The following is a 24386-nucleotide window of genomic DNA, read 5'->3' on the forward strand; positions in this document are numbered from 1 at the left end:
CGATGACGACCATGGAGACTCGGGGGACCGTGGTCTTCCCGGAGGGCTTCGTCTGGGGCGCGGCCACCGCCGCCTACCAGATCGAGGGAGCGGTCAGGGAGGACGGCCGCGGGACGTCCATCTGGGACACCTTCTCCGCCACTCCCGGCAAAGTAGCCAACGGCGACACCGGCGAAATCGCCTGCGATCACTACCATCGCTACCGTGACGATGTCGCGCTTATGCGCGAGCTCGGTCTGCGCGCTTACCGGTTCTCTGTCGCGTGGCCCAGGATCCAGCCCGATGGCAGTGGTCCGATTAATCCAGCGGGGCTCTCCTTTTACGACAAACTCGTAGACGAGCTCCTAAATGCCGAAATTTCACCGTACGTCACGTTGTACCACTGGGACCTCCCCCAGGCGCTCGAGGATCGCGGCGGCTGGACCGACCGGGACACCGCCTACCGCTTCGCCGACTACGCGCGAGCCGTACACGACAGGCTCGGGGACCGGGTCGAGCACTGGACCACGCTCAACGAGCCCTGGATCAGCGCCTACCTCGGCTACGGCAACGGCGTGCACGCGCCGGGGCGCAAGGATCCGGCCGAGGCCGTGCGCGCCGCGCACCACCTGCTGCTCGGCCACGGCCTGGCGACCAGGGCGCTGCGCGAGGCCGGCGCGCAGGAGATCATGCTGGTGGTCAGCGCGGCCCCCGTGCTGACGCCCGCCCAGGTCAACGACCCGGACGCGGAGATCTCCGAGGCGGACGCCGAGGCGGTCGAGCGGGTGCACGCGCTGTCCAACGCGCACTTCCTCGACCCGGTGCTGCGCGGCGCCTACCCGTCGGCCGTCGCGCTGGGCGACCACGTGCTCGACGGCGACCTGGAGATCATCAGCGCCCCGATCGACCTGGTCGGGATCAACTACTACAACCCCTGCGTGGTGGAGGCCGACGCGGACGCCCCGGCCGACGCGGCCTGGCCGGGCGCGGCAGGCATCAGGTTCAGCCCAGCCGACGCGCCGACGACCGCGATGGGCTGGCCGATCGTGCCCAGCGGCCTGTCCAGGCTGCTCGTACGGCTGTCGCAGGACTATCCGCAGGTCGGCCTCATGGTCGCGGAGAACGGCGCGGCCTTCGAGGACACGGTGTCCGAGGACGGCCGCGTGCGCGACGCCGAGCGGGTGGCCTACCTCGACGCCCACCTGCGCGCGGCGCACCAGGCGCTGGCCGAGGGCGCCGACCTGCGCGGCTACCTGGTGTGGTCGCTGCTGGACAACTTCGAGTGGGCCTGGGGCTACCGCTGCAGGTTCGGCATCGTGCACGTCGACTTCGAGACGCAGGCGCGCACGGTGAAGGACAGCGGCCGCTGGTATAGCGACGCGATCAGCCACAACGGGTTCTAACTCCGGGAGCGCTCCCATAATCCACGCAACAAGGCCGTAACGTATTTTTCCCGTTATTGACATTGTTGCGTGCGACCACAAAATTTGGAGAGCGCTCTCAACCCTTGACCGGAGGAACTTGATGTCGCTCCTCTCCCGCCCTGCACGAGCTGGCCTCCTGGCAAGCACCGTGGGCGTCGCCATGATCATTACCGGCTGCGGATCCAGCAAGCCGGAGGCCACCAAGGCCACCGGCGGGGCCGTTTCTGCCGAGTGCCAGCCGTACGCGAAGTATGGCAAGCACGACGGCAAGAAGGTCACCATCTACTCGCCCATCCGGGACGCCGAGGCCGACCTGTTCCAGAAGAACTGGAAGACCTTCGAGCAGTGCACCGGCATGAAGATCACCTACGAGGGCACCGGCGAGTTCGAGGCGCAGATCCAGGTCCGCGTCGACGGCGGCAACCCGCCGGACCTCGCCTTCTTCCCGCAGCCCGGCCTGCTGGAGCGCTTCGCCAAGGCGGGCAAGCTCAAGGCGGCCGACGCCGAGGTCACCAAGCTGACCGACGAGGGCTGGTCGGCGGACTGGAAGAAGTACGGCACGGTCGACGGCACCTTCTACGCCGCCCCGCTGGGCGCCAGCGTGAAGTCGTTCGTCTGGTACTCCCCCAAGATGTTCACCGAGAACGGCTGGAAGGCCCCCACGACCTGGGCCGAGCTCATGACGCTCACCGACACGATCGCCGCCAAGGGCATCAAGCCGTGGTGCGCGGGCATCGAGTCCGGTGACGCCACCGGCTGGCCGGCGACCGACTGGATCGAGGACGTCATCCTGCGCGACCTCGGCCCCGACGGCTACGACCAGTGGGTGACGCACAAGATGCCGTTCAACGACCCCAAGGTCGTGGCGGCCGTCGACAAGGTCGGCGCGATCCTGAAGAACGAGAAGTACGTCAACGGCGGCTACGGCCCGGTCAAGTCGATCGCCAGCACCGCCTTCCAGGAGGGCGGCGTGCCGATTACCACCGGCAAGTGCGCCCTGCACCGCCAGGCCTCCTTCTACGCCAACTTCTGGCCCGAGGGCACCAAGGTGGCAGAGGACGGCGACGTCTTCGCCTTCTACCTGCCCGGCAACGACACCAGCAGCAAGCCGGTGCTGGGCGCCGGCGAGTTCGTGGCGGCCTTCACCGACCGCCCCGAGGTCAAGGCCATGCAGCAGTACCTGGCCAGCGCCGACCACGCCAACGGCCGGATGAAGCTCGGCACCTACGTGAGTGCCAACAAGGGCGTCGACCTGGCCAACGCGCAGAACCCCATCGACAAGCTGTCGATGGAGATCCTCAAGGACCCGCAGACGGTCTTCCGCTTCGACGGCTCCGACCTCATGCCGGCCGCCGTGGGCGCGGGCACCTTCTGGAAGGGCATGACCAACTGGATCAACGGCAAGGACACCAAGTCGGTGCTCGACGGCATCGAGCAGTCCTGGCCCAAGTCCTGACCTGATCTGAAGGGGTACGGCTGTCGCCGCCTGGCGACAGCCGTACAGCTGTAAGGAGACCTTCATGGATCTGGACTTCGACTTCGCCGCAGAGCAGCCGAAACTCATCCAGCTCGGGCTCGGCGTGGTGGCCTTCCTGGCCTTCGTCGGGCTCATGCTGCTCGTGCTCGACCGGGCGCCGATGCGGCAGAAGGCCCGCCTGCACGCGGCCATCCTTCTGGCCCCCGCGGTGCTGCTGCTGAGCATCGGCCTGCTGGTCCCCGCCATCAGGACCACGCTGCTGTCGTTCATGAGCGGCGACAGCGCCACCTTCGTCGGGCTGGACAACTACGGCTGGATGTTCACCCAGCCGGAAGCGCTCCTGACCCTGCGCAACACCCTGGTCTGGGTGGTCCTGGTGCCGCTCCTGGTGACCTCGGTCGGCCTGCTGTACGCGGTCCTCGTGGACCGGACCAGGTTCGAGGCGATCGCCAAGTCGCTGGTGTTCCTGCCGATGGCGATCTCGTTCGTCGGCGCGGGCATCATCTGGAAGTTCGTCTACGCCTACCGGCAGAGCGGCGAGGACCAGATCGGCCTGCTGAACCAGCTCGTGGTCTGGCTGGGCGGCGAGCCGGTGCAGTGGCTGCAGGAGCCGCCGCTGAACACGGTCTTCCTCATCGTGGTGATGGTCTGGATCCAGGCCGGGTTCGCCACCGTCGTGCTGTCCGCGGCGATCAAGGGCATCCCGCAGGAGATCGTGGAGGCGGCCAGGCTCGACGGCGCCGGGCCGATGCAGATGTTCTTCAGGGTGACGCTGCCCGCGATCCGGCCCGCGGTGGTCGTGGTGCTGGTGACGCAGTCGATCGGCACGCTGAAGCTCTTCGACATCGTCAGGACGATGACCGGCGGCCAGTTCGACACCAGCGTCATCGCGGTGGAGATGTACAACAACGCCTTCCGCTACGGCGAGACCGGCAAGGGCGCCGCGCTGGCGGTGTTCCTGTTCGTGCTGGTCACGCCGATCATCATCTACCAGATCAGGAACCTGCGGAGGGCCCGATGAGCGCTGCCTCTCGTGTGCGCAAGACGCTCACCAGCCGGACGGCCTCGCTCGTCGCGGTCGTCATCGCCCTGCTGTGGACGACGCCGTCGTTCGGCCTGCTGCTGTCGTCCTTCCGCCCGGAGGACGACATCAAGTCGACCGGCTGGTGGACCTTCTTCGGCAATCCGCAGCTGACCTTGGAGAACTACCAGCAGGTGCTGTTCGGCACGTCGTCCTCCTCAGGACAGCTGGCCAGTTTCCTCGTCAACTCGATCGTGATCACGATCCCGTCGGTGCTGTTCCCGCTGGCCATCGCCTCGTTCGCCGCCTACGCGCTGGCCTGGCTGCCGTTCAAGGGGCGCGACTGGATCTACATCGGCATCTTCGCGCTGCAGGTCGTGCCGCTGCAGATGGCGCTCGTGCCGCTGCTGTCGTTCTTCTCGCAGGGCGTCGAGGTGTTCGGCCTGCAGGTGCTGCCCGCGTGGGAGCTCGGCGAGACCGGGAGGTTCGTCCAGGTCTGGGTGGCGCACACCTGCTTCGCGCTGCCGCTGGGCGTGTTCCTGCTGCACAACTTCATGTCCGAGCTGCCCGGCGAGCTCATGGAGGCGGCCCGCGTCGACGGCGCGACCCACGGGCAGATCATCCGCCGCGTGGTGTTGCCGCTGGTGGCGCCGGCGCTGGCGACGTTCGCGATCTTCCAGTTCCTGTGGGTGTGGAACGACCTGCTGGTCGGGCTGATCTTCGCGGGCGGCACCGCCGAGTCCGCTCCGATGACGGTACGGCTGGCGCAGATGGCCGGGACCAAGGGCAACGAGTGGCAGCGGCTGACGTCGGGCGCGTTCGTCTCTGTCATCATTCCTCTCGTGGTCTTCCTTTCGATGCAGCGCTACTTCGTCCGCGGACTCCTCGCAGGAAGCGTCAAGGGGTGAAGCGACCCACGCTGGAGGCCGTCGCGGCGCGGGCAGGGGTCTCGCGGGCGACGGTGTCGCGCGTGGTCAACGGGCAGACGACGGTCGCGCCGGAGATCAGGGACGCCGTCGTGCGGGCCATCGACGAGCTCGGCTACGTGCCCAACTCGGCGGCGCGCAGCCTGGTCACCCAGCGCACCGACTCGATCGCGCTGGTCGTGTCCGAGCCGCCGACCAGGGTCTTCTCCGAGGACCCGCTGTTCTCCACGGTCATCCGCTCGGCCAGCTACGAGCTGGAGGCGGCAGACAAGCAGGTCGTGCTCATGCTGGCGGGCACCGCCAAGAGCCACGCCAGGGTGGAGCGCTACATCGCCAGCGGGCACGTGGACGGCGTCATGCTCATCTCGATGCACGGCGCGGACCCGCTGCCCGCCGCCCTGGCCAGGCTCCGGGTGCCGGTCGTCTCGTACGGCAGGCCGGCCGTACCGGTCGAGATCCCGTTCGTCGACAACGACAACGTGGGCGGCGCCGAGCTCGCGGTCGGCCACCTCGTGCAGCTCGGGCGGCGCAGGATCGCCACGATCGCGGGGCCCCAGGACATGATCGGCGGGCAGGACCGGCTGGCCGGGTACCGCAACGTGCTGCGCGAGTCCGACCACCGCTCGATCGTGGCCGTCGGCGACTTCACCCGCGAGTCCGGCGCGATCGCGATGCGGCAGCTCCTGCGCGACGACCCACAGCTCGACGCGGTGTTCGTGGCCAACGACCTGATGGCCGTGGGCGCGCTGCAGGCGCTGCGGCAGGCGGGCCGCCGGGTGCCGGACGACGTGGCCGTGGTGGGCTTCGACGACATCGAGGCGGCGAAGTACACCGACCCGCCGCTGACCACCGTGCGGCATCCGATCTTCGAGCAGGCGGCGGCGATGGTGAAGCTGCTGCTCGGCCTCTTCGAGGACGGCCCGACCGACCCGGTGATCCTGCCGACCGAGCTGGTCATCCGCGAATCCGCCTGATTTCGCGGCAACACCTTCGCGCGGGAGCCCTGCGTTCGCCATGGCCAGGCTGCACGTCAGGGCGATCTGTGGGTGCTCAACCTGAGGGCGATATCGTGACATGTGATACGAGTGGCATTGCTGGGGGTTGTCAGGGCGTGGCGTGACGGTGTCGAGGTCGACGCCGGGTCGCCGAAGATGCGGCTGCTGCTCGCCGTCCTCGCGCTGGCCGAGGGCCGGGCGGTGAGCAAGGATCGGCTGATCGACCTGCTGTGGGACGACGAGCCGCCGCGCACCGCGCTCAACTCGCTGCGCACCTACGTCTCCCGCCTGCGCTCCGTACTCGGTGACCGTGCGATCATGTCGGCCGGTGACGGATACGCGCTGGGGTCTTTCGACAGCGATCTGGCCGAGTTCGAGGCACTGGTCGCCGACGGGCGGCCGGGGCAGGCGCTGAAGCTCTGGGCCGGGGAGGCGCTGTCCGGGCTGGAGGGCGCCTTCGCCGCCGGTCAGCGGGCCAGGCTGGAGGAGCTGCGGCTGGCCGCGCTGGAGCTGCGCGCCGAGCAGGACCTCGACGCCGGCAGGCACCAGGAGGTCGTCGCCGAGCTGAGCGCTCTCCACGCCGCGCACCCCCTGCGCGAGCAGCTCAGCCGCCTGCTCATGCTCGCCCTCTACCGCGCCGACCGCCAGGCCGAGGCGATCGCCGTCTACACCGGGACCAGGCAACTGCTCGACGACGAGCTCGGCGTGTCACCCGGCCAGGGTCTCGCGTCGCTCTACCAGCGGATCATCACCGGCGACCCCGGTCTTCTCCTGTCGGCCGCGCCGCGCGTCGCGCAGTTGCCCGCCGACATCGCTGACTTCACCGGGCGCGCCGAACTGATCGACTCGCTGGTCAGGCGGCTGGTCCCCGGCGAGGCGCTGGCCATCGTGGCGATCACCGGCCCCGGCGGGGTGGGGAAGACCTCGCTGGCCGTACGGGTCGGTCACCGGGTGCGTGACCGCTTCCCCGACGGTCAGCTCTACGCCGACCTGGACGCCGACGACGACGTCCTCGGGTCCTTCCTGCGGGCGCTCGGCGTGGCCCGCGTTCCGGACAGCGCCACCGAGCGGGCCGCGCTCTACCGGTCCGAGCTGGCCGACCGCAGGATGCTCGTGGTGCTCGACAACGCGGCGGACACCGCGCAGATCAGGCCGCTGCTGCCCGGCTCCCCCGGCTGCGCGGTGATCACCACCAGCCGGGCCAGGCCGCTGGGCCTCGCCGGGGCGCACGTGGTGGACCTGGACGAGCTGTCGCCCGACGAGGCTCTGGCGCTCTTCGTGGCGGTTTCCGGGCGTACGGGCTCGGCGGCCGCCGCCGAGGTGGTCGCGGCGTGCGGACACCTGCCGCTCGCCGTACGGATCGCCGCCTCCAGGCTGGCGGCGCGTCCGGCCTGGAGCGTCGAGGTGCTCCGCGACCGGCTGGCCGACCAGCGCCATCGCCTGGCCGAGCTCAGGGTGGGCGATCTCGACGTGTCGGCGACCTTCGCGCTGAGCTACGACCAGCTGGGTTACGTCCAGGCGCGGGCGTTCCGGCTGCTGGCCGCCGCCGACGCTCCCGACCTGTCCGTACGGCAGGCGGCGCTGGCGCTCGACGTGACGGAACGCGAGGCGGAGTTCCTCTGCGAAACGCTCGCCGACCTCAGCCTGCTGACCGTGACGGGCCCCGGCCGCTACGGCTACCACGACCTGGTCAGGGCGTTCGCGCTGGGAAAGCTGCAGGAGGAGGAGCGGTCCGAGGCGATGCTCAGGCTGCAGACCGACTGGCTGGAGTCGCTGCGCGCGCACGTGGACTCGGCCGACTACGTGGCCAACGAGGCGGCCTGCCTGGTGGCGATGGTCGAGGGCGCCGCTCCGTGGCCGGGCGAGACGCTGGTGGTGGCGCGGGCGGTGGCGCTGCTGGGCGGCGGCGCCGACCTGGCCGGGATGACGGAGGGGCTGCTCGTCCTGGGCAGGCAGGCGCAGGTGATCGCGGAGGGCCGGCAGCCGTCCGTCGAGGGGGTCCAGCTGACCGCGCTGCGCAACGCGCTGGCCGGGCTGGGGCAGGTACACGACTGATACACGGCGGGCTTTATCGCCCGTCATGCGGGCTCACGCAGGCTGCGTACATGCATATTTCCGGATTCGACTACGACCGCGTCCCCGTCGGCGGCGTCACGCTCAACGTGGCGGCGGGCGGGGACGGCCCAGCCGTCCTGCTCCTGCACGGCTTCCCGCAGACCCACCTCATGTGGCGGCACGTCGCCGCCGACCTGGCTGCCGACCACCGCGTGGTCGCGCCCGACCTGCGGGGGTACGGCGACAGCGACAAGCCGGACGGCGACTACTCCAAGCGGGCGATGGCCGCCGACGTGGTCGGGCTCATGCGGGAGCTGGGCCACGACAGGTTCGCGCTGGCCGGGCACGACCGCGGCGCGCTGGTCGCGTTCCGCGCCGCGCTCGACCACGCGGACGCCGTCACCCACCTGCTGTCGCTGGACGTCGTGCCGACGCTCGACATGTGGGACCTGATGCGCGGCACCAGGGCGGCGATCGGCTTCCACCTGTTCCTCATGGCCCAGCCGCCCGGCCTGGCCGAGCAGCTCATCGCGGCCAGCCCGGACCTGTTCTTCGGCCATTTCCTCGACGTCTGGACCAAGGACCCCGCGGCGATCCCGCCCGAGGTGCGGGCCGCCTACCTCAAGGCGTCGCGGGAGGCGATCACCTCGATCGTGGCCGACTACCGGGCCAGCGCGACCGTCGACGTCGAGCACGACACCGTGGACCTGCGCGCGGGCAACAAGCTGCGGATGCCGGTGAGCGTGGTGCAGCAGGACTTCGGGGCCGTGCTGCCCTACGACGCCCCCGCCCTGTGGCGGGCGTGGGCGCCCGATCTGGAACACACGACGGTCCAGACCGGGCACTTCATGGCGGAGGAGGCCCCAGCCGAGATCGCCTCCGCCCTGCGTCAGCTGCTCAGGAGGTGAGCCAGACCGCGGTGTCGCTCGGCAGGTGGTCGCCCTCCAGCGGCCCGCTGGACAGCACCACCTCGCCCGGCGGCAGCTCCACCGCCGATGGACCGAGGTTGACCACGCAGGTCAGCCCAGAGTCCCTGGTGAAGGCGAGCACGTTCGCGCCCAGGTCCAGCCACTCCATCGTGCCGTCGCCGAGCTGCTCCCTGCGCAGGCGCAGGGCGGTGCGGTAGAGGTTGAGCATCGAGCCCAGGTCCGCGGCCTGCGCCTCTGCGGTGAGCTTGCGCCAGTCCTCCGGCTGCGGCAGCCACGTGTCTCCGGCGCCGAAGCCGTACGGGGGCTCCTCGCCCGACCAGGGCAGCGGCACCCGGCAGCCGTCGCGCCCCTTGACCGTGTGGCCGGAGCGGGTCCACATCGGGTCCTGGCGCAGCTCGTCCGGGATGTCGTCGACCTCGGGCAGGCCCAGCTCCTCGCCCTGGTAGACGTAGACGCCGCCGGGCAGCGCCATCGCCAGCAGCGCGGCCGCCCTGGCCCTGCGGTAGCCGAGCTCCAGGTTCGTCTCGGCGCCGTCCTTGCGGTCGTTGTTGGCCCACGAGGTGTCGGCCCTGCCGTACCTCGTGACCACGCGCGCCACGTCGTGGTTGGACAGCACCCAGGTCGGCGGTGCGCCGACGGTGGCGTGCATGTCCAGCGTGCGGCCGATCACCTGGCGCAGCGCGGCCGGGTCCCACGGGCACGACAGGAAGTCGAAGTTGAACGCCGTGTGCATCTCGTCCTGGCGCAGGTAGCGGGACAGGCGTTCCTGGTCGGGCAGCCACACCTCGCCGACCAGGATGCGCTCGTCGTACTCGTCGGCGACGCGGCGCCAGCTCCGGTAGATGTCGTGCACCTCGTCAAGGTCTTCAAACGCGGTGTCCGACTTGACGCACAGCGCGGCGGAGTCGATGCGGATGCCGTCCACGCCGCGGTCGAACCAGAACCGCAGGACGTCGTGGAACTCCTGGTGCACCTCGGGGTTGTCCCAGTTGAAGTCGGGCTGCTCGGGGGCGAACAGGTGGAGGTACCACTGCCCGTCCTCGACCTGCGTCCACGCCGGGCCGCCGAAGATCGACTGCCAGTCGTTCGGCTCGTCGCGGAACCAGAACCTGTCCCGCTTCGACCTGTCCCTGAGGGCTTCCTGGAACCACGCGCTCTGGTCGGAGCTGTGGTTCGGCACCACGTCAATGATGATCTTCAAGCCGAGCTCGTGCGCCTCGGCGATGAGCGTCTCGGCCTCCTCCAGCGTGCCGAACACCGGCTCGATGTCGCGGTAGTCGGCCACGTCGTAGCCCCCGTCGGCCAGCGGCGACGGGTACCAGGGGGTGAGCCAGACGGCGTTCACCCCGAGGTCGGCAAGGTACGGCAGGCGAGCCCGCAGCCCGGCGAGGTCGCCCACGCCGTCGCCGTTGCCGTCGGCGAAGCTGCGCGGGTAGACCTGGTAGATCGCGGCTCCCCGCCACCACGTGTCGGACATTGTGCTCCCTAACCCTTGAGACTTCCGGCGGTGAGTCCCGCCATGATGTGCCGCTGGAAGACGAAAAAGACAATGATCGTGGGAATGCTGGCGATCACCAGCCCTGCCATGATCTGGTTCTGCGACACCGCGCCCGCGGTCTGCGAGAGCCCGACACTGATGGTCATCTTGTCGCTGTCGGACAACACGAGCAGCGGCCAGACGAAGTCGCGGAACGCCGCGACGACCGTGAAGATCGAGACGACGCCCAGGATGGGCCGCGAGATCGGCAGCACGATGGACAGCAGGATCTTCATGGGTCCCGCGCCGTCGATCTCGGCCGCCTCGATCAGCTCCTTGGGAATGGAGTCGAAGAACCGTTTCAGCAGGAAGACGTTGAAGCCGTTGGCCGCGGCGGGGAACCAGATCGCCCAGGGGGTGTTGAGCAGGTCCCAGCCGAAGATCGGCACGTCGTGCACCGTCAGGTAGGCCGGGATCAGCACCACCATGGGCGGGATCATCAGCGTGGCCAGCATCGCCCCGAGGATGATATTTCCGAACATCGGCCGCAGCTTCGACAGGGCGTACGCCGCCGTGACGTCGACCGCCAGCGTGAACAGCCAGGCGCCCAGCGCGTAGAAGCCGGTGTTGCCCAGCAGCGTCCCGATGTCGAACAGCTCCCACGCCTCGGCGTACGTGCTCAGCGTGGGATGCGCCGGGAACAACGTCGGCGGCATCTGGGCGATCTCCTCGCCCGACTTCATCGCGCCGGTGATCATCCAGTACAGCGGGAAGACGAAGACCAGCGTGAACAGCGTGACGACGCCGATCAGCACGGCCCAGTAGATCCGCTTGCCCCAGCGGGTGTTGCGCTGGTGGGGAGAGACGATGGTACGGATCTCAGACATCGTTGCTCCTCGTCAGCCGCAGTTGCACGGCGGCGAACGCCAGCAGCACGACCATGAGCATCATCCCGAGCGCGCCGCCCGCGCCGTAATTGCCGCCATAGGTGAAGGCGTACTGGTACATGAGGTAGGCGACGGTCACCGTGGCGTTCTCCGGCCCGCCGCCGGTCAGCATGAACGGCTCGATGAAGACCTGCATCGTCGCCACGATCTGTAACATCAGCATGAGCAGCAGGATCAGCCTGGTCTGCGGGATGGTGACGTGCCTGATGCGCTTGAACATGCCCGCGCCGTCCAGCTCGGCCGCCTCGTACAGCTCGCCGGGGATCGTCTGCAGCGCAGCCAGGTAGATCAGCACCCCGCTGCCCAGGTTCATCCAGGTCGAGACGATGACCAGCGAGACCAGCGCGGTGCTCGACGAGTCGAGCCAGGCCAGCGGCGGCAGCCCGAAGAAGTCGAGCACCTGGTTGAACAGCCCGGGTCCCGGGTCGTAGAACCAGCGGAACAGCAGCACCGCCACGATCGGCGGCAACATCACCGGCAGGTAGACCACGAACCGCAGGTACGCCCTGGCGTGCCGCAGCTCGTTGAGCACCAGCGCGATGACGAACGGCACCGCGTACCCGCACAGCAGGGCGAGCAGCGTGAACGCGATCGTGTTCATCCACGCCTGGCCGAAGGCGGGGTCCTCGACGACCGTCTGGAAGTTCTCCAGCCCCACCCAGGTGGGCGGGTCGACGAGGTTGGTCTGCTGGAAGCTGAGGATCAGCTCCCTGACCATCGGATACCAGGCGAAGATCGCGAAGCAGAAGAGGGCGCCGCTCATGAACCCGTAGGCGGTCAGGTTGCGCCTGACCCCCGAGGGCCTCCTGGCTATGGTGTGGATTCCCATGGTTCTCCAGCTCGGAGGGGGTACGGCCGGGCCGTACCCCCTCGTCGGTCAGCTCTTGGCGAGGATGGCGTTGGCCTTCTTCTCCGCGTCAGCCAGCAGTTGGTCGATGTCGGCGTCCTTCCTGCTCAGGACCGCCGACATGGCGACGTCGAGGATGGCGTAGAGCTCCTGGGCCTTCGGCGGCTCCATCTTCAGCGCCACGTTGGCCGAGGCGTCGACGTAGGGCTGGTAGTTCTCGACCGGCAGGGTCGCGTTGTCCTTGCGGCCCTGGACGATCGCCTGGCCGGTGGGCGAGTCACCCATGTACGAGTTGTCCGGCACGCCCACGGGGTTGCCGATGGACTTGCCGCGGGCGAAGTTGAAGCGACCCTGGCCCGGGGTGTTGAACTGGAAGTTGACCCACTCGAGACCGGCCTTGGCCTCCTCGGGAGTGGCCTTGGGGTTGATCATGTAGGCCTCGCCGCCGGACAGCGACGCCTTGCCCTCGGGAATGCCGGTGATGCCGTAGTCGGCCACGTTGCCGTTGAACTTCTGCACCACGTCGGTGATGACGTCGGGCGCGCCCAGCATCATGCCGGTCTTGCCGGCGCCCATCTGCTGCATCAGCGCCTCCCAGGCGATGAGCAGCTTGCTGCCGACGCTGTTGTCGACCCAGCGCATGTCCTTGAGCTGCTGCAGGACGGCCTTGCCCTCGGGGCTGTTGAACGCGGCCGCCTTGCCGTCTGCGCTCACCATCTCGCCGCCGCGGCTGTAGATGGACTGGTTGAAGTGCCAGCCGCCGGTGTTGCCTCCGGCGTACTCGCCGTAGCCCACGTAGCCGGAGCCGAGCGCGGCGATCTTCTTGGCTGCCTCGCGGATCTCGTCCCAGGTCTTGGGCGGGTTGTTCGGGTCGAGACCGGCCTGGGTGAACAGCTTGCGGTTGTAGACCAGGCCGACGCTGTAGGCGACGTTCGGGATGCCGTACACCTTGCCGTCCTTGGTGACGAGGTCGCGGGCGTCCTGGCGGATGTCGCCGAAGTTCTTGACCACGCCGGTGTACTGCGTGATGTCGAGCGCCTGGCCCTTGGAGATCACCTCGTTGTAGTTGGTGACCGGGACCACGAAGACGGTCTCCATCTGGCCGCCGGCCAGCTTGGGGCCGAAGGTCTTGGGGTCGAAGCAGGGCTGCTGGTCGGTGCTGGTGACCTTGACGTTCGGGTGCTCCTTCTGGAAGGTCGCGACGTCGTCGTCCCACGCCTTGCGGTTCTCTGGGGCGGTCTTGGCCGGCTGGCAGGCGACTTTGATGCTTACCTGCTCCGCCGCCGCCTTTGCTCCCGGAGAGGGGGTGGCGGTGGTGCCTCCGCAGGCGGCGGCACCCATACCGAGGCCAGCCACGAGCAGCAGCCCCATCGTCCTGCGGTAGCCCGATCTGTTCATCGATCTGACCCTTCTGATGCATGCGAGAGAGGGCCTTACGATAAGCATCTTCGACAGATGTCCGCAATGTTTCGACAGATGATTGCAAGATAACGACTGCGTCACGTGGTGTGAGAGGTTGGTGCAGACCCGCCTTTATGGGCATGTGAGGGGTTACGTTCTGCGGCATGGGACTGACCGCATTGCTCGCGTTCGTCGCCGGGCTCGTCGGCGCGAACAGCGTTCCGCACTTCGTGAAGGGGATCACTCGGGAGCGGTATCCGACGGTGTTCGGGGACTCGCCGGTGACCAACCTCGTGGCTGGGTGGGCGGGGCTGGTGATCACCGTGTTCTGCGTCCATTGGGCGCATATCGACCGCGCGCCTTGGGTGGCGCTGGCTACCGGGGCGATCGGGGTGCTGGCGATGGGGCTCTTCCACGCCCGCTGGGGGGCGTTCGGCCGCTAACGTGGGCGGGGTGTCCGTCATCGCCATGATCGCGGTTGTCGCGATCGCTTTGTTGCACGTGTACATCCTGGTCCTGGAGATGTTCCTGTGGACCGGGCCCAGGGCGCGGGCCGCCTTCGGGACGACAGCGGAGTTCGCCGCCTCCACGAAGGCGCTGGCCGGGAACCAGGGGCTTTACAACGGTTTCTTGGCTGCGGGGCTCTTCTGGGGCGCGTTCGCCGCGGACCCGGTGGGGTTCCAGGTGCGGGTGTTCTTCCTGCTTTGCGTGGCTGTGGCGGGGGTGTACGGCGCGGCCACGGCGTCCCGCAAGATCCTCTTCGTACAGACGGTTCCGGCGCTGGTCGCACTGGCGCTGGTACTGCTGGGGCGCTAGACGCCAGAGGTCTTGCCAGGAACGCGCCCGGCAAACACGGCGGCCTCACCCCACCGCACGCCAGTGGCCAACCACCCAAAGGACCGTTCGACCATCAGTGGTGAGCAAGTCTCCTGAAAGGAGAGAGCCACGTGTGGGCGGAAGTGCCTGCGGTGGCTCGCCACAGCAGGACCGAGGGCGGGCGGGTTAGGGGCGGGCGCGGGCGGTGCTGGCTCGGACTACGAGTTCGGGTTCGAAGAGCAACTCGTCCGCAGGCACCACGGCGCGGTCGATCTGGGCAACCAGCAGCTCCACGGCAGCCCGGCCCATCGCGTCGATGGGCTGGCGGACGGTGGTCAGCGGAGGCTCCGTGCAGTTCATCAGCGCTGAGTCGTCGTAGCCGATCACTGACACGTCCTGTGGGACTGCCAGGCCAGCTCGGCGGGCTGCGCGGACGGCGCCCAGGGCCAGGAGGTCGCTGGCGCAGACGATGCCCGTCACGCCGCGCTTCACCAGACGGGTCGCCGCCGCGTGCCCACCCTCCAACGAGAAGATCGTGTGCTCCACATCCCCAGGATCCCCGCCGTCAGCCAGGAACGTGTCGAGCTTCCGGCGTGAAGGCATGTGGTCGCGCGGCCCCAGGACCAGCCCGATCCGTTCGTGCCCGAGCGCGCGCAGGTGCCGGATCGCCATCTCCGCAGCCACCACGTCGTCCGACGACACCTGCGGAAAGTGCAGATGCTCCACCGCCGCGTTGACGAGCACCGTAGGCAGCTTGCGCTCCAGGATCAGCTCGTAATGCGCATGCGACGCGTCCGCCTGCGCGTAAAGACCACCCGCGAACACCACTCCGGACACCTGCTGCTGCAGGAGCAGGTCGACGTACTCCGCCTCCGTCACCCCGCCCACCGTCCTGGTGCACAACACCGACGTGAACCCCTGCTGCGCCAGCGCACCCCCCACCACCTCGGCGAAGGCGGGAAAGATCGGGTTCTGCAGCTCAGGCAGCACCAGCCCGACGAGTCTGGCCCGGTCACCGCGCAACTGGGTGGGCCGCTCGTAGCCGAGCACGTCCAGAGCGGTCAGCACCGCTTCGCGGGTGGCGTCGGAGACCCCGGGCTTGCCGTTGAGCACGCGGCTCACGGTCGCCTCGCTCACCCCGACCTTCTTCGCCACTTCGGCCAGTCGTCGCGTCATGCGCAAACTATACGGCAATCGGCGCAAGCACTTGCAAGGGCTTGCGTCCACCTCTGACACCTCGCCCCCGCTGTTTTGTCGCCACTTTCAGCGAGGTGACCAGCACAGGTACGGCCCGCCTAGCCGTACAGCGACAGTCGTGTATTTGCGAAACCAAGTCGAAACATTGCAGTCGACTGTTCGTCATCTTATGGTTCAGCCATCGCACCCCCCGCTCTCACGAGAGAAGACCGCGATGAATGTTCTCTCCCGGCTGACGGCCTGCTTAGCCGTCGCCTGCCTGCTGGTCCTCGGCCTGGTCGCGCCCGCCTCGGCGGCCGGGCCGAACCTGGCCGCCGGAAAACCGGCCACGGCCAGCAGCTACACCGACGTCTACCCCGCCCCCAACGTCACCGACGGCAACCAGGCCAGCTACTGGGAGAGCGCCAACAACGCCTTCCCGCAATGGGTCCAGGTGGACCTCGGCTCAGCGGTCAGCATCGACCAGCTCATCCTCAAGCTGCCGTCGAACTGGGGCTCCAGGACCCAGACGCTGACCGTCCAAGGCAGCACGAACGGCTCCACCTTCACCCAGATCGCGGCTTCAGCCGGGTACGTCTTCAACCCGACCGCGACGATCACCCTCCCCACGACGACCACGCGCTATGTCCGCCTGCTGATCACCGCGAACACCGGCTGGCCCGCCGGCCAGATCTCCGAGTTCGAGGTGTACGGCCCAGCCACCGGCGACACGCAGCCGCCCACCGCGCCGACCGGCCTCGCCTACACCGAGCCGTCGAGCAGCCAGATCCGGCTGACGTGGAACGCCTCGACCGACAACGTCGGCGTCACCGGCTACGACATCTACGCCAACAACGCCCTCAGAGCCAGCGTGGCCGGAAATATCCTGACCTACACCGACAGCCAGCCCAGCACGGCCACGGTCTCGTACTACGTCAAGGCCAAGGACGCCGCGGGACTCGTCTCGGGCCCCAGCAACACGGTCACCCGCCAGGGAACCGGCGGTGGCGGCTCCAACCTCGCGGTCGGCAAGCCGATCACCGAGTCGTCCCACGTCCACACCTTCGTCGCGACCAACGCCAACGACAACAACGTGACCACCTACTGGGAGAGCGGCGCCTACCCCGGCCTGCTCACCGTCCAGCTCGGCGCGAACGCCACCGTCAGCTCGGTCGTGCTGAAACTCAACCCCGACCCCATCTGGGGCCCGCGCACGCAGACGATCCAGGTGCTCGGCCGCGAGCAGAGCGCCTCCGGCTACACGAGCCTGGTGCCCGCAACCGTCTACTCCTTCGACCCGGCCAGCGGCAACACCGTGACGATCCCGGTCTCGGCCACCGTGGCCGACGTGCAGCTGCGCTTCACCACCAACTCGGGCGCGCCGGGCGGTCAGGTCGCCGAGTTCCAGGTCATCGGCGTCCCGGCGCCGAACCCCGACCTGACGATCAGCGCGCTGACGGCTTCGCCGTCCGCCCCGACGGAGACGGACGCGATCACGCTGTCCGCGACGGTCAAGAACATCGGTACGGCTCCAGCCGGTGCCACCAACGTGAACTTCTACCTGGGCAGCACCAAGGTCGGCACCGCGAACGTCGCAGCGCTGGCGGCCGGCGGCCAGGTCACCGTGTCGGCCGCCATCGGGGCCAAGGACGCGGCGACCTACCCGCTGTCCGCCAAGGTCGACGAGGCCGGAACCATCGTCGAGCAGGACGACAACAACAACACCTTCACCGCCTCACCGCTCGTCGTCCGCCCGGTCGACAGCTCCGACCTGGTCGCCTCGCCGGTGAGCTGGTCGCCGAGCAACCCGGCGGCCGGTGACTCCGTGGCGTTCTCCGTAGCGATCAAGAACCAGGGCACGGTCGCGACGGCGAGCGGCGCGCACGGCGTCACGCTCAAGGTCCTCAACGAGTCCGGCGGTACGGTCACCACCCTGACCGGCGCCTACAACGGCGCGATCGCCGTGGGCGCGACCACCCCGCCGATCCCCCTCGGCGCCTGGACCGCGGCCAACGGCAAGTACACGATCCAGACCGTCCTCGCCGACGACGCGAACGAGCTGCCCGTCAAGCGGGCCAACAACACCAGCTCGCTGCCGCTGTTCGTGGGTCGCGGGGCGGCCATGCCGTACGACATGTACGAGGCGGAGGACGGCGTGATCGGCGGCGGCGCGGCGCGCGTCGGGCCGAACAGGACCGTCGGCGACCTGGCCGGTGAGGCGTCGGGCCGCAGGGCGGTGACGCTGAACAGCACGGGGAGCTACGTCGAGTTCACCACCAGGGCGGACACGAACACGCTGGTCGCCAGGTACTCGATCCCGGACGGACCGGACACGACGCTGAATGTCTACGTCAACGGCACGTTCCTCAAGGCGCTCCCGCTGACCGCCCGCTACTCGTGGGTCTACGGCGCCGAGGCCGGCCCGTCGAACTCCCCTGGCCCGAATCCACGCCACATCTACGACGAGGCGAACATCCTGCTCGGCACGACGGTCGCCAAGGGCAGCACGATCAGGCTGCAGAAGGACGCGGCCAACGGCACCACCTACGCGATCGACTTCGTCAACCTGGAGCAGGCCTCCCCCGTCGCCAACCCCGACCCCGCGCACTACGCGGTCCCGACCGGCTTCGGGCAGCAGGACGTGCAGAACGCCCTCGACCGGGTCCGCCAGGACGCCACCCTGACCGGCGTCTACCTGCCCGCCGGCGACTACACCACCTCCAGCAAGTTCAACGTGTACGGCAAGGCCGTCAGGATCGTCGGCGCCGGGCCCTGGTACACCCGGTTCAGGACCCCGCAGACGCAGGAGAACACCGAGGCCGGATTCGACTCCCAGTCGTCGGCCAACGGCTCCACGTTCAGCGGGTTCGCCTTCTTCGGCAACTACACCAACCGCATCGACGGCCCTGGAAAGGTGTTCAACTTCCAGAACACCTCGAACATGACGATCGACAACATCTGGGTCGAGCACACGATCTGCATGTTCTGGGGCACCCACGTCAGCGGCACCACGATCAGGAACTCCCGCATCCGCGACACGTGGGCGGACGGCGTCAACATGACGAACGGCAGCACGAACAACCACGTCGTCAACGTCGAGACGCGCAGCACGGGCGACGACAGCTTCGCGCTGTTCGCCGCCACGGACGCGGGCGGCGGGCCGCAGACGGGCAACGTCTTCGAGAACCTGACGTCGCTGCTCACCTGGCGCGCGGCCGGGGTCGCCGTCTACGGCGGGTACGGGAACACGTTCAGGAACATGTACATCGCCGACACGCTGGTCTACTCGGGCGTCACGATCAGCTCGCTGGACTTCGGGATTCCGATGGACGGCTTCGGTGCCGACCCGCCGACCCGGTTCGAGGGCATCTCGCTGATGCGGGACGGCGGGCACTTCTGGGGTGCGCAGACGTTCCCCGCCATCTGGGTGTACTCGGCGTCGAAGGTGTTCCAGGGGATCAGGGTGAGCGATGTGGACATCGTGGACCCGACGTATCACGGGATCATGTTCCAGACCGACTACGTGGGCGGGCAACCGCTGTTCCCGGTCGCGGACACGGTGTTCACGAACATCTCGATCTCGGGGGCGCAGCGGAGTGGGGACGCTTATGACGCCAAGTCGGGGTTCGCCATCTGGGCCAACGAGCTGCCCGAGCCTGGTGAGGGTCCGGTGCGGGGTTCGGTCACCTTCAACAACCTGCGGATGACGAACAACGCGGTCAACATCCGCAACACCACGTCCACCTTCACGATCACCGTCAATCCGTAGCCACCCGGTGGTTACGGCGCTCGGCCCGTGCGGCCGAGTGCCATGAAGGAAGGCCGCCCGCCCCTTGCGGCGGGTGGCCGTCCCTCGGCTCCGCCGTACCCCCTCTCAAGGCTCATAGAGCTCCTAACACCATGAACCCTCACCTCAAGAGCGCCCAGAAACCCCAAAGGGGAGACCCTCCCATCAATGCCCCTCTCTCCTTCTTGAGGGGAGAGATGTGTGTCGGAGGTCTTTGTTAGGTGTTCCTAGGGAAGGTCAGTTCTGGAAGGGAGGGCTTGCCAGTCGCTTGGGGAGGTTACGGCGAGACCGGCCACATATGCGCCGCGGGACAGTCGCTCGCCCGGGGTCAGCCCCTCCAGCAACGCGCTCAGATACCCGGCCACAAACGCCTCACGAGCTCCGAAAGGGTCGACGACCGGTACGGAGAACGCGGGCGCGTCATAGCGCACCCCCTCCGACCGCACGCTCGCCCCCTTCGCCCCCCGCGTGACGATCACCTCACGCTCCGGCAGCAGCGCAGGCTTGACCAGATCCAGCTCGTCCTGCCCCACGAACAGCACCTGCGACGAGCACGCCAGCTCCCCCAGCATCTCCTCCGCCTCCCGCACCGACCCCCACAACGAGCTCACATAGTCCACGGAAACCGACACCGGCACCCCAGCCGTCCGCGCCGCCCCGATCGCCGTCTCCACCGCGTCGCGCGCGTCCCAGCCCAACGCCACCGTCACCCCGGACACGTGCAGCAGCCGCGAGGCAGCAATCCGGTCGATCGGCACGTTTCCCGGCGCAAGACGCGAACCAGCAGAATCGGTCCGGTAGTGGACGGCTCGCGCAGGACGCCCCAGACGTGACTCCCTGAGTACGAGACCGGTGGACGCGCTCGGATCCATCCGTACGTCGGAGACGTCCACGCCCTCGCCGCGCAGCACCGTCACGATGCGCGTACCCAGCTCGTCTTCGCCGACTTTGCCCAGGTAGCTGATGCTGTGACCGAGCCGGGCGAGCCCGATGGCCGTGGTGAACTCGGGGCCGCAGACGTCCAGCCTGGCCTCGCTCTCATGGCGGACCCGGCCGCTGGAGACGACGCCCAGGGCCTCACCCAGCGTGTAGACATCGGTCATACGCCGAAACTCTACTCATCTCCGGACAGACCAAAATTCTTTTGCCACAAGATCGCAGGTCACGACCGTGATCAAAAAGTTTCCGTAACTTGAGCCAACTTTTTCCCCACCAGATCCATCAAAGTAGTACAAGGGGGTCGGTCCCGAGCCGGTCCCCGCACGTAGTCAACGGGGAGAGGAATCAGCACCCTCATGAAGAGATTCGCAGTAGGACTCACCGCTGCCGTCATCGGCGGCACGATGCTCCTGACGGGTGGCACCGCCAGCGCCGCGCGCACCGCGCTCGACGTAGAGATCGCCGACATCAGCCCCAACCCGGTCGTCGTCCCCAAGGGCGGCGAGGCGACGGTCAAGATCGACGTCATCGCCTCGGACGACGCCAAGAAGGTGGAGCTGTCCGTCAGGCCGCTCGACAGCCAGGCGCGTACCCTCGCGGCGAAGCAGAGCAAGCTCGACCAGCAGGGTCAGCACTGGGTCTTCAGCGTCCCCTTCACCGACGGCGACCCCACGGGCCGCTGGCGCGCGACCGTCATCGCCACCGACAAGGACGGCAAGACGGACACGGACAAGGCGACGTTCGCCGTCGAGGCCCAGCAGGGTAAGGCCGACACCCGCATCGCGCGGTTCGACGCCTCGCCCGAGCCGGTCCGCAAGGGCCGTACGCTCTGGTTCTCCGGCCGTCTGCAGGCCAACGAGGACGGTGACTGGGAAGGCGTGAAGGGCGCCGAGGTCGCCATCTACTTCCGTCGCGACGGTTCGAGCGGCTGGAAGTGGGTCGCGGACACCGAGACCCGCTGGGGCGGCAAGTTCACGGCCAAGACGCGCGCTTACAAGAGCGGCGAGTTCAAGGCCGTGTACGAAGGTGACGACGACACCAACGGTTCCACCAGCGCTCCGGACTATGTCCGCGTGCGTGGTGGCTGGCACCACTAGATCCACCTGAAGCAGCCCTCCTCTCCGTCACGGAGAGGGGGGCTGCTCCCTTTTCCGGGATCCCAACCCCCCCCAAACCCGCAGGACACCGGACATACAGGACCCCAGACCCGCAGGATCCGGACCAGGGACGCCCTGGGGCCCCGACCCTCAGCCCACAGACCCCAGGGCCCCCACCCTCGCGGCCTCGCCCCTAACGACTCCGGTATCTCGGAGACCTCAGGCAATAGACCCTTGGGACTGTGGTTTCACAGCCCAAGTGCAGGGGTTCGAGGGGGCGAGAGAATCCCGAAGGTCCGGGGTTTGCAGGGGTTTATGGGGTGTCCACAGGTTGTCGATCGCCGGGCGGTTGGCTGTGGGGCATGTTGCACTACATGATGGCGACGCTGCTCGTGCTGGGGCCCGGCCCGTCCATGGAGAAGACCGTCGAGCACGAGCTCACCCAAATCCTCGAAACCGAGGAAGGCGACCTCCGCCGCGTCCCCCAGCTCACCAAGGGCGCCATGGCCGTGATCGACCGCGTCAAGCTCGCCACGTCCGAGGAACAAGCCGCCCTCTCCCTGGCCAACACCAAGGACAAACGCCTCATCCTCGCCGCCGCAGAAGCCCGCCACCTCCTCGCCGGCAACACCACCATCGACCACCTGGGCAGCCCCACCCTCGCCTGCATCCTCTACGGCTCGAACCCCCACGCCTACCGCCGCATCAGGACCCAAGGCTGGGTCCCCGCCGACCGAGCCCCCGGCTGCGCAGCCGAATACGAAAGCGTCAAGCTATCCCTGGCCCCAGCGGGGTAAGAATGTCCCATGCTGACCGACTACGATCCCTTCGACATCTTCGACGCCGAAGCAGCCAGGCTGGACGAGCACTTCGCCACCCTCGACGCCGACGGCTGGGCGCAGCCGTCCAAGTGCGCCGGCTGGTCGGTGCGTGACGTCCTCGCCCACCTCGCCGGCGAGGAGCTCTACAACCACGCGGTGCTCGACAACCGCGTGGGCGAGCTGTTCACGCGCCTGCAGGGCGAGGGGATCGCCGGGTTCGACGAGTTCAACGACTGGTGCGTACGGCAGCGCCGTGACATGCCCGTCGCCGACGTACTGACGGAATGGCGCGCCAAGAACGGCGAGACCCGGCGGCGCATGCGCGAGCTCGGCAGGGACGCGATGGTGGAGACGGCGGCCGGGCCGTACCCCAATGGTCTGCAGGCGTTCCACTACGACTCCGAGTACGCCACCCACGCCGACGACGTCGGCGCCCCGGTCGCGCCGGACGAGGCCGCGTATCGGGTCGCGTGGCGGGTCGAGGTGGGGCTGCTCGCACTGTCGGAGCACGGCGGCAAGGCGCAGGTGGAGCAGACGTCCGACCTGGTCAGGGTGCATGTGGACGGGGAGACGGCGGAGCTGTCTCTCCCGCAGTTCGTGGCGGCGACGGTCGGCCGCGCGCAGGATGTCGACGAGCGGATCGCTGCGGCGCTGCGCTGCCTGGCTTGACAGGTGACCATACATAACTAGATAGTTATGTACATATGGACACCGCGCAGCTCGACGCCACCTTCTCCGCCCTGGCCGATCCCACCAGGCGCGCCATCCTCACCCGGCTCAAGTCGGGCGAGGCCACCGTGATGGAGCTGGCTGCGCCGTTCGCGATGAGCCAGCCCGCGATCTCCAAGCATCTCAAGGTCCTGGAGCGCGCCGGGCTGATCTCGCGTGGGCGCGACGCCCAGCGCCGTCCTTGCCGGTTGGAGCCGATGCGCCTCAAGGAGGCCACCGACTGGCTGGAGGACTACCGCGACTTCTGGGAGGCCAACTTCCAGCAGCTCGACACCCTGCTCGACGAGCTGAAGGACGGGTCATGACGCTCAGGGTGACCTCGCCGAGCGAGCTGGAGATCCTGCTGACCCGGTCGTTCGCCGCGCCGCGGCCACTGGTCTTCGCTGCCCTGACGCAGCCTGACCTGCTCAAACGATGGTACGGCGCGCGGGGCTGGACCCTCGTCTCCTGCACCGTCGACCTGCGGGTGGGCGGCGCCTGGCGTTTCGTGTCCGAGGGTCCCGGCGGCCAGCAGATGGGCCAGTCCGGGATTTACCGCGAAATAGTGCCAGATGAACGGCTGGTCTACACCGAGGTGTTCGACGACCAGTCGTACGACGGCGAATCGCTGGTCACCGCCGTACTGCGCGGTGCGACCACGCTGGAGACGACGGTGCTGCTGCCTTCGCGGCACGCGCGCCAGATCGTCGCCGGATATCCGATGGAACGCGGGTACGGCGAAAGCTGCGACCGCCTGGAAGCGGTACTCAAGGAGGAGTCAGCATGAACTGGACACTCGAGGTGGTCGTGGTCCCGGTCAAGGACGTCGACCGCGCCAAGTCTTTCTACGCCGACCAGCTGGGTTTCGCGGTCGACCATGACGTGTCGCCGGGGCCTGGGGTGCGGGTGGTGCAGCTGACACCGCCGGGGTCGGGATGCTCGATCGTGCTCGGCACGGGGATCGGGGACATGGCGCCTGGGTCGTTGCAGGGGGTGCAGCTGGTGGTCAACGACCTGCACGCGGCGCATCGGCAGTTGGTGGAGCGCGGGGTGGAGTGCACGGAGGTGCAGGTGGCGGGCCCGGCGGGCTTCCAGGCGGCCAAGGAGGACGACGACCTGAACAACAGCGGCTTCGTCTTCTTCGCCGACCCCGACGGCAACCGCTGGTCCATCCAGCAAATAACCGCCCGCCCCTAGAAGAACCCTTTCAGGGGGATATGGTCTTCCCTGGGAGCACTCGCCCAGCATGGGCCTGCGGGCGTGATTGGCGCTTCGCGCGAGTTGCGCCCTCCGGGCTGGCCTTATTGGGGGGCCGAGCCCCCAAGACCCCCAGCCGGGGGCAAGCCCCCGGACCCCCAAAACGTGCTGCCCCTCCCTGGGCGGAGAGTCGGGAAGCGCTTGGTGCGCGATCGCCGAAATCTTTGCACAAGAGATAGCCCCAGCTCACGCCCCCGGCCGAGAGCTGGGGCTTCGTGTTGCTCGCGATTGATCATGCCGGCGATTCGCACAGCTCTTGACTCCTCCGCTACCCAGAGTCACGCTCAAGGTGACCGTGCAACATGGG

Annotated in this window: 22 protein-coding genes; 16 read left to right on the forward strand and 6 right to left on the reverse strand. The window is 68.3% G+C overall.

Annotation, left to right across the window (positions count from 1 at the left end):
- Window positions 1-2 precede the first annotated feature (2 nt).
- The 7 genes from ACIBG8_RS21080 (at window position 3) to ACIBG8_RS21110 (ending at window position 8785) form a co-directional block, all read left to right on the forward strand.
- The gene (locus tag ACIBG8_RS21080) at window positions 3-1382 is read left to right on the forward strand and encodes a GH1 family beta-glucosidase (RefSeq protein ID WP_397346153.1); all 1380 of its coding nucleotides are present in this window, start codon (window positions 3-5) and stop codon (window positions 1380-1382) included.
- A 181-nt stretch (window positions 1383-1563) separates the two neighbouring features.
- Complete coding sequence (locus tag ACIBG8_RS21085; protein WP_397344554.1) at window positions 1564-2859, forward strand: ABC transporter substrate-binding protein; 1296 nt, start codon at window positions 1564-1566, stop codon at window positions 2857-2859.
- Between the two features lie 70 nt (window positions 2860-2929).
- On the forward strand, window positions 2930-3901 hold the full coding sequence (locus tag ACIBG8_RS21090; protein WP_397346154.1) for a carbohydrate ABC transporter permease: 972 nt from the start codon (window positions 2930-2932) through the stop codon (window positions 3899-3901).
- Window positions 3898-4809, forward strand: coding sequence for a carbohydrate ABC transporter permease (locus tag ACIBG8_RS21095; protein ID WP_397344555.1), 912 nt, complete (start codon window positions 3898-3900; stop codon window positions 4807-4809). Before ACIBG8_RS21090 ends, ACIBG8_RS21095 begins: the two co-directional genes overlap by 4 nt.
- Window positions 4806-5801, forward strand: coding sequence for a LacI family DNA-binding transcriptional regulator (locus ACIBG8_RS21100; RefSeq protein WP_397344556.1), 996 nt, complete (start codon window positions 4806-4808; stop codon window positions 5799-5801). Before ACIBG8_RS21095 ends, ACIBG8_RS21100 begins: the two co-directional genes overlap by 4 nt.
- Before the next feature lie 111 nt (window positions 5802-5912).
- Window positions 5913-7877 carry a BTAD domain-containing putative transcriptional regulator gene (locus tag ACIBG8_RS21105; RefSeq protein ID WP_397344557.1) on the forward strand — a complete coding sequence of 655 codons (1965 nt, stop codon included), beginning with the start codon at window positions 5913-5915 and terminating at the stop codon, window positions 7875-7877.
- 50 nt (window positions 7878-7927) lie between these two features.
- Window positions 7928-8785, forward strand: coding sequence for an alpha/beta fold hydrolase (locus ACIBG8_RS21110; RefSeq protein WP_397344558.1), 858 nt, complete (start codon window positions 7928-7930; stop codon window positions 8783-8785).
- Here ACIBG8_RS21110 and ACIBG8_RS21115 read toward each other — a convergent pair.
- Genes ACIBG8_RS21115 through ACIBG8_RS21130 form a run of 4 tightly spaced genes read right to left on the reverse strand, consistent with a single transcriptional unit; the run spans window position 8775 to window position 13475 of the window.
- Window positions 8775-10283 carry a glycoside hydrolase family 13 protein gene (locus tag ACIBG8_RS21115; protein ID WP_397344559.1) on the reverse strand — a complete coding sequence of 503 codons (1509 nt, stop codon included), beginning with the start codon at window positions 10281-10283 and terminating at the stop codon, window positions 8775-8777. The genes ACIBG8_RS21110 and ACIBG8_RS21115 overlap by 11 nt on opposite strands.
- A gap of 8 nt (window positions 10284-10291) precedes the next feature.
- Window positions 10292-11170, reverse strand: coding sequence for a carbohydrate ABC transporter permease (locus ACIBG8_RS21120; protein ID WP_397344560.1), 879 nt, complete (start codon window positions 11168-11170; stop codon window positions 10292-10294).
- Window positions 11163-12059 carry a carbohydrate ABC transporter permease gene (locus ACIBG8_RS21125; protein WP_397344561.1) on the reverse strand — a complete coding sequence of 299 codons (897 nt, stop codon included), beginning with the start codon at window positions 12057-12059 and terminating at the stop codon, window positions 11163-11165. The genes ACIBG8_RS21120 and ACIBG8_RS21125 overlap by 8 nt, the downstream gene beginning before the upstream one ends.
- A gap of 48 nt (window positions 12060-12107) precedes the next feature.
- Window positions 12108-13475, reverse strand: a complete 1368-nt coding sequence (locus tag ACIBG8_RS21130; RefSeq protein WP_397344562.1) for an ABC transporter substrate-binding protein — start codon at window positions 13473-13475, stop codon at window positions 12108-12110.
- A gap of 167 nt (window positions 13476-13642) precedes the next feature.
- On the opposite strand from ACIBG8_RS21130, the gene ACIBG8_RS21135 reads away from it, so the two are divergent.
- Both ACIBG8_RS21135 and ACIBG8_RS21140 read left to right on the forward strand, forming a co-directional pair.
- Window positions 13643-13921, forward strand: a complete 279-nt coding sequence (locus tag ACIBG8_RS21135) for a hypothetical protein (RefSeq protein ID WP_397344563.1) — start codon at window positions 13643-13645, stop codon at window positions 13919-13921.
- Between the two features lie 10 nt (window positions 13922-13931).
- Window positions 13932-14294, forward strand: a complete 363-nt coding sequence (locus ACIBG8_RS21140; protein WP_397344564.1) for a DUF1304 domain-containing protein — start codon at window positions 13932-13934, stop codon at window positions 14292-14294.
- A 186-nt stretch (window positions 14295-14480) separates the two neighbouring features.
- On the opposite strand, the gene ACIBG8_RS21145 is transcribed toward ACIBG8_RS21140, so the two are convergent.
- Complete coding sequence (locus ACIBG8_RS21145; protein ID WP_397344565.1) at window positions 14481-15470, reverse strand: LacI family DNA-binding transcriptional regulator; 990 nt, start codon at window positions 15468-15470, stop codon at window positions 14481-14483.
- Between the two features lie 235 nt (window positions 15471-15705).
- On the opposite strand from ACIBG8_RS21145, the gene ACIBG8_RS21150 reads away from it, so the two are divergent.
- Complete coding sequence (locus ACIBG8_RS21150) at window positions 15706-19239, forward strand: discoidin domain-containing protein (RefSeq protein ID WP_397344566.1); 3534 nt, start codon at window positions 15706-15708, stop codon at window positions 19237-19239.
- A gap of 245 nt (window positions 19240-19484) precedes the next feature.
- On the opposite strand, the gene ACIBG8_RS21155 is transcribed toward ACIBG8_RS21150, so the two are convergent.
- Window positions 19485-20360 (reverse strand): sugar kinase, encoded by an 876-nt coding sequence (locus tag ACIBG8_RS21155; protein ID WP_397344567.1) that lies wholly within the window; start codon window positions 20358-20360, stop codon window positions 19485-19487.
- A 192-nt stretch (window positions 20361-20552) separates the two neighbouring features.
- Here ACIBG8_RS21155 and ACIBG8_RS21160 point away from each other — a divergent pair, with 192 nt between their 5' ends.
- From ACIBG8_RS21160 to ACIBG8_RS21185, 6 genes are all read left to right on the forward strand, one after another.
- Window positions 20553-21293 carry a hypothetical protein gene (locus ACIBG8_RS21160; RefSeq protein WP_397344568.1) on the forward strand — a complete coding sequence of 247 codons (741 nt, stop codon included), beginning with the start codon at window positions 20553-20555 and terminating at the stop codon, window positions 21291-21293.
- 362 nt (window positions 21294-21655) lie between these two features.
- Entirely contained in the window at window positions 21656-22090 is a 435-nt protein-coding gene (locus tag ACIBG8_RS21165; RefSeq protein WP_397344569.1) for a DUF4344 domain-containing metallopeptidase, read from the forward strand.
- A gap of 9 nt (window positions 22091-22099) precedes the next feature.
- Window positions 22100-22783 carry a maleylpyruvate isomerase family mycothiol-dependent enzyme gene (locus ACIBG8_RS21170; protein ID WP_397344570.1) on the forward strand — a complete coding sequence of 228 codons (684 nt, stop codon included), beginning with the start codon at window positions 22100-22102 and terminating at the stop codon, window positions 22781-22783.
- 35 nt (window positions 22784-22818) lie between these two features.
- Window positions 22819-23148, forward strand: a complete 330-nt coding sequence (locus ACIBG8_RS21175; protein WP_397344571.1) for an ArsR/SmtB family transcription factor — start codon at window positions 22819-22821, stop codon at window positions 23146-23148.
- Complete coding sequence (locus ACIBG8_RS21180) at window positions 23145-23609, forward strand: SRPBCC family protein (RefSeq protein WP_397344572.1); 465 nt, start codon at window positions 23145-23147, stop codon at window positions 23607-23609. Before ACIBG8_RS21175 ends, ACIBG8_RS21180 begins: the two co-directional genes overlap by 4 nt.
- The gene (locus ACIBG8_RS21185) at window positions 23606-24019 is read left to right on the forward strand and encodes a VOC family protein (protein WP_397344573.1); all 414 of its coding nucleotides are present in this window, start codon (window positions 23606-23608) and stop codon (window positions 24017-24019) included. The genes ACIBG8_RS21180 and ACIBG8_RS21185 overlap by 4 nt, the downstream gene beginning before the upstream one ends.
- Window positions 24020-24386: the final 367 nt, after the last annotated feature.

The sequence above is a fragment of the Nonomuraea sp. NPDC050556 genome, assembly GCF_044457355.1.
Lineage (GTDB): Bacteria > Actinomycetota > Actinomycetes > Streptosporangiales > Streptosporangiaceae > Nonomuraea.